Origin of the sequence: Candidatus Thiosymbion oneisti, from assembly GCF_900092655.1 — a bacterium.
Lineage (GTDB): Bacteria > Pseudomonadota > Gammaproteobacteria > Chromatiales > Chromatiaceae > Thiosymbion > Thiosymbion oneisti.
The window spans coordinates 1-5,114 of the sequence record NZ_FLUY01001567.1 but is presented as its reverse complement, the minus strand read 5'-3'; the positions used below and the strand labels follow the sequence as shown (position 1 = coordinate 5,114).

Annotated in this window: 4 protein-coding genes; all 4 read right to left on the bottom strand. The window is 62.5% G+C overall.

The genetic code is table 11. The annotated features are described in order from the left end of the window. Positions 1-356: 356 nt before the first annotated feature. On the bottom strand, positions 357-821 hold the full coding sequence (locus BQ17_RS15920) for a hypothetical protein (RefSeq protein ID WP_089728708.1): 465 nt from the start codon (positions 819-821) through the stop codon (positions 357-359). Next, positions 818-3,817: a 1,4-alpha-glucan branching protein GlgB gene (glgB, locus tag BQ17_RS15915; protein WP_218068308.1), complete on the bottom strand. Its 3,000-nt coding sequence runs from the start codon at positions 3,815-3,817 to the stop codon at positions 818-820. The genes BQ17_RS15920 and glgB overlap by 4 nt, the downstream gene beginning before the upstream one ends. Before the next feature lie 241 nt (positions 3,818-4,058). Then, entirely contained in the window at positions 4,059-4,574 is a 516-nt protein-coding gene (locus BQ17_RS15900) for a DUF1249 domain-containing protein (protein ID WP_089728702.1), read from the bottom strand. 15 nt (positions 4,575-4,589) lie between these two features. Beyond that, positions 4,590-4,961: a thioredoxin gene (gene trxA, locus BQ17_RS15895; protein WP_089728710.1), complete on the bottom strand. Its 372-nt coding sequence runs from the start codon at positions 4,959-4,961 to the stop codon at positions 4,590-4,592. Between the last annotated feature and the right edge of the window lie 153 nt (positions 4,962-5,114).

Sequence of the window (5,114 nt, the reverse complement as noted above, 5' to 3'; positions counted from 1 at the left end):
TTATTTGGCGTTGGTTGTGGGAAAAGATCCCTCCTGCGTCGGGACAAACCTGACGTGTTGGGTTACGGCGCGTTCGGTCCTATCGCTGTGCTTTGGGATCAGACAGCGCGCCTAACCCAACCTACACTTAACGCGAGGTCCGCGCGGGTCGGCAGCGCGGAGGGTCATGTGAGTGTAGGTTGCGTTAAGACGCCAACACTGACCTGACAGATGATCAGCGAGCCTTTGGGCGTCGAACGCAACACGTCGCCCCTCCCAACAACGTCAAATAATTCAGGATTGCTTTTAACCAGACAGCCTCTTAGGTTACAAGACGTGCCGGGAACCCCGGATCTTGTGCGCCCCGCAAGCGCGGCTCAATGGCGGCTGAAGCGGGGTGGCACCGACTCCGAAGGCGCCGGCTCGTCCACTACGAGACCTTTGTGGACCCGCCGCCCCACGAGCAGACAGGCCCGCTCGAACGCCTGCTCCGCCTCCCCGGCGTGCCACGCCCATTCCATCGGCGACACCGAGGCCGGGATCTGCCAGTGACCGATGGTCAGCACATTGGCGATGCGGATCTCCAGGGTCCAGTCGTGCCAAACCATCTTCGGGTCCTCGTCCTCGTAGAACTCCTGCTCGGCGAGCCGAATATAGTTACCTGCCGTATCGTCCATGGACAGCACGCTGGCAACCACCAGCTTCTCATCGATACAGCTCGACCAGCCGGTGTGAACGGTCGAGGCGGTCGCCATCAAGGCATGGATGAGCAGGGCGGGGGTCAGCTCCAAGCGCAGCGAACTGCCCCAATCCGGCTCCGTTGCGTCCTGTTCTTCGGTCATCTGGCACTCATTTTATTCGTGACAGCGTCCCGCTGAAATTTGAGCACCACCGTGGCATAGGGGGGAAGGGTGAGACAGATGGAGTACTCACGGCCGTGGATCCCATGCCGTTCCGCCCTCGCGCCGCCCTCGCTGCCCCAATTACCGCCACCATAGACCTCGGCGTCGGTGTTCAACACCTCTCGATAGTAGCCCTCCTCGGGCACCCCGATCCGGTAGTTGGGCCGCACCACCGGGGTAAAATGGGTCACCGCGATCACGAACTCGCTCCGGTCTTTGGCGTAACGGGCGCAGGAAAGGATGCTGCAATCCTCGTCATTGGTATCGATCCATTCAAAACCGCTCGCTTCGGCGTCCAGCTCGTGCAATGCCGGTGTCTCGCGCACCAGCCGGTTGAAATCGCGAATGAGCCGCTGCACCCCCAGGTGCATCGGATCCTGAAGTAGATGCCAGTCCAGGCTGATGGTGCTGTTCCATTCCCGGTTCTGGGCGAACTCCGTGCCCATGAACATGAGTTTCTTCCCCGGCATGGCGTAGGTCAGACCCAGCCAGGCCCGTAAGGTGGCGAACTGCTGCCAGCGGTCCCCCGGAATCTTGTTGATCATGGCGCCCTGACCGATGGAGACATGGTCGTGGGAGATCGGCAGTACGAACTGTTCGTCGAAGGCGAAATTGAGGGGATTGATCAGCTCATAGTGATAATACTTCCGGTGTACGGGGTGACGACCCAGATAACGCAGGGTGTCGTAGGCCCACGCGGAGTTCCAACGGAGGCTGAAACCCAGACCCCCATCCTTCACGGCCCCGGTGATCCCCTTGCGTAGGGACGAATCCTCGGCAATCATCAAGACGTCGGGATACTTGTCACCGACCAGTGTGGTCAACCGACGGATGAAAGCGAGGGCCTCCAGACTCTCGTTGCCGCCGTCTTTGTTGGGTACCCATTGGCCTTCGCCGCGCCCATAGTCGAGGTAGAGCAGCTTGGCGAGGCTATCGATTTTCAGTCCGTCCAGATGGAATTGGTCGAGCCAGTACAGGGCATTGGCGAGCAGGTAGTTGACCACCGTCGGGCTGCCGAGGTTGTAGAGGGGCATATCCCAATCCGGGTCCCGGCGATGGTGAGGGTCGACGTCCTCGTAGAGTGCGGTCCCGTCGAACCAGGCCAGTCCCTGGGGCTCGCTCGACAGGAAATTGGGCACCCAGTCGACGACGACGCCGATGCCGGCACGGTGGCAGGTATCGACCAGATACCGGAAGTCATCCGGGCTGCCGTAGCGGCTGGTGGGGGCGAACAAGGCCGAGGGCAAAAAGCCTACGGTATCATCGAACGTATGCTCGCTGACCGGCAGCAAGGCGATGTGCGTAAAGCCGAGATCGGTGACGTATTCCACCAACTCGTCCGCCAGCTCGCGATAGCTGAGCCAGCGGTGGTCCTCTTCCGGCTTTCTGCGCCATGAACCCGGATGGACCTCATAGAAGGTCAAGGGCGTCTCTCGACCTTGTTTTTGCCTTCTCCGCTCGAGCCAGGCGCCATCGCGCCAGCGGTAGGTCTCCAGCTCCCGGACCAGCGAAGCGGAGCCGGGAGGACGCTCGGCACCGAAGGCATAGGGATCGGATTTGAGTACCGAATCGGCACCCGGCGCGGCCTTGATTTCGTATTTGTAGAGATCGCCGCTGGCCGCACCCGGAATGAAGATCTCCCACACCCCACATTCGTGGCGCAGGCGCATACCGTGCCGGCGCCCGTCCCACCCGTTGAAATCGCCCACTACGGCCACGCGAGCGGCATGTGGCGCCCAAACCGCAAAGGCGACCCCTGCGACGCCTTCGACCTCGGTGGGATGCGCGCCCAAGATCCGGTAGCTCGACCAGTGGGTGCCTTCATGCAGTGCGCGCGCGTCGGCGTCACTGAGCACGGGTAGGAAGCGATAGGGGTCTTCGATCGCTTGCTCGCCTTCGGGGGTCCTTACTCGCAGCCGATAGGGAAAAGGCCCTCCCCGCCCCTGGATCGTGCCGACGAACAGGCCTTCGTCATGGACCTGTTGCAGGGCCGCCACCGCCTTGCCGGCGGCAATGTCCAGGACTTCCACGGCGCTTGCCTCGGGCACGAAAACCCGCACCGTCACCGCCCCCGGGGTCGTGGCTGCATGCATCCCGAGGAAGGCGAACGGATCCGCATGCTCCGCGTTGAGCAGGGCCTCCACATCCCGGGTGTCCACCACGGGTGGGGGCAACCCCTCGGCCCCGACACCACCGATGGGCCCCTTGGGCTCTTGCGGAAGATCGGCGGTTCTTCGGGGCGGCGCCGGCTTCTTTTTTGCTGCAACCGGTTTGCGCGGCGGCTGGGGCTGGACCGGATGATCCCGGACGGCCGCCTTGGCGATCGCCTGGGCCGCGGAGACATGTGGCGCACCCTTGCCGGTCCGGGCTTGAGCGGCGTCCTTATCGGTTGCGGCCTGCTTCATGACCGCCATGGCATCGATCGCGGAATGGACGGTCGGGCCGTCGGAGCTGCCGGCAGCATCGGGGCCGGCGGTCTGCTCGCGAGGCGGGGGCTGGACCAATGCGTTGGGCACCACCGGCTTTGCCTTGGCGTCGGCGGTCACCGCCGAATCGGCAGCCGAAGCCGGCTGTGCCTGGGTGCCTGGAGGTGTCTTTGCGGCAGGCCCCGGCTTCGCGGCGTCCGCACGAGCGGCCCTTGTCTTCTTCGAGCCTTTGCCGGCGGTCGATCCGGCGGCTGAAGCCGACTGTGCCTGAGTACCTGGAGGCGTCTTTGCGGCAGACTCCGGCTTCGCGGCGTCCGCACGAGTGGCCCTTGTCTTCTTCGAGCCTTTGCCGGCGGTCGATCCGGCAGCCGAAGCCGACTGTGCCTGGGTGCTTGGAGGCGTCTTTGCGGCAGGCTCCGGCTTCGAGGTGTCCGCACGAGCAGTCGTTGTTTTCTGCGATTCCTTACCGGTGGTCGGTTGGGTGGTCGGTGCTGATTTCTTGGCGGTCATCTGGTCGGTTCCCTTCCATATATATGACGTTACTGACATATGGGAGTCTGTCGAGCTGGGTATCCATGCGATCCCGCGTCGGAAGGGCTCCCGGCAGCAGGTTCAGGCGGTATCACAATCAGGCGGTCCGCGGACCCATTCCGCATTATACTGACCTCCCCCGCTGCGGAGTACAAGCCCGTCCTCGAGTCCAGCTACCAGCCACTAATCTGGTTGCGTCCTTGCCCTGGAGATATACGGGCTAAAGCAGGATCGGAGCCAATGCCTTGGCTGCCGGGTTGACGGGCGCCTCCGGTTCGGTGGAGAACCGGTACCCCCGCGCGAGACAGAAGGCCAACCATCTGGACAAGAACAGGTTGACCTTCCATTTGGCCTCCAGGGCGGGATACGGGTAATGCGTGTGAACCGGCAGCGCCGTCTGGCGCAGACCCAAGACCTCCACCTGACCGGCGTCATGATAGGCGCGCAGCAGGGTATCCGGATCGGGATCTGGTGTCCTATGGAGCTTGCCGTCGTGGTGTGGAAAGTAATAGGTAAGCCGCAGCAATGTCGTGTAGGGTGCCTGCTCCAGGACTTCCAGGAAAAGGTCCTGATCCCGGCCTACGACCGAACACGCCTCACCTTGGAGCCTACGCAGATCGGGGACCAACCGCAGCAAGGCGCGGTAGTTCTCCTCGCACAGGTCCATCAGATTACCGACCGTCGGGCGCCCCGACCCGATAAGAACCGTTTTCCAGGGGTACCGGGGCGCCTGCATGGTGCGGCATGGACGTCAGGCGATCGCCTGCGCTTGGGCTTCGACCTGCCTACGCACCTCGGCCATGTCGAGCCCCTTTGCCTGCTCCAGGAGCTGGCGGAACGCGGCTTCGGGAAGCGCCCCCGGCTGGGCAAAGACGATAACCTGCTCGCGGAAGATCATCAGGGTAGGGATGGAGCGGATCTGGAAGTGGGCGGCAATCTCCTGCTCCTCTTCCGTGTTGATCTTGGCGAACAGGATATCGTCATGATCTTCCGAGACCTTGTCGTACACGGGGGCGAACGAACGGCAGGGTGCACACCAAGACGCCCAGAAATCCACGATCACGAAATCCTTGTCTTTGATTGTCTGCTCGAAGTTGTCTTTGCTCAGCTCTACGACGGCCATTGGCTCCACCCGATTGGAAGAAATGAGATCCGATACTACCAGAATCTCCTTCGCACCGCAGTTTACCCGGATCATCGGCAGTGGCTCAGTTTGAAAAATTTATGCTTGGCCGCTCACTTTCCGGCCCATTTAACGCCACGACGCAATGGCGCC

Excerpts from the sequence above, each read along its gene's own strand:
- BQ17_RS15920 (WP_089728708.1), bottom strand. The coding sequence starts at position 821 with ATGACCGAAGAACAGGACGCAACGGAGCCGGATTGGGGCAGTTCGCTG.
- trxA (WP_089728710.1), bottom strand. The coding sequence starts at position 4,961 with ATGGCCGTCGTAGAGCTGAGCAAAGACAACTTCGAGCAGACAATCAAA.
- glgB (WP_218068308.1), bottom strand. The coding sequence starts at position 3,817 with ATGACCGCCAAGAAATCAGCACCGACCACCCAACCGACCACCGGTAAG.
- BQ17_RS15900 (WP_089728702.1), bottom strand. The coding sequence starts at position 4,574 with ATGCAGGCGCCCCGGTACCCCTGGAAAACGGTTCTTATCGGGTCGGGG.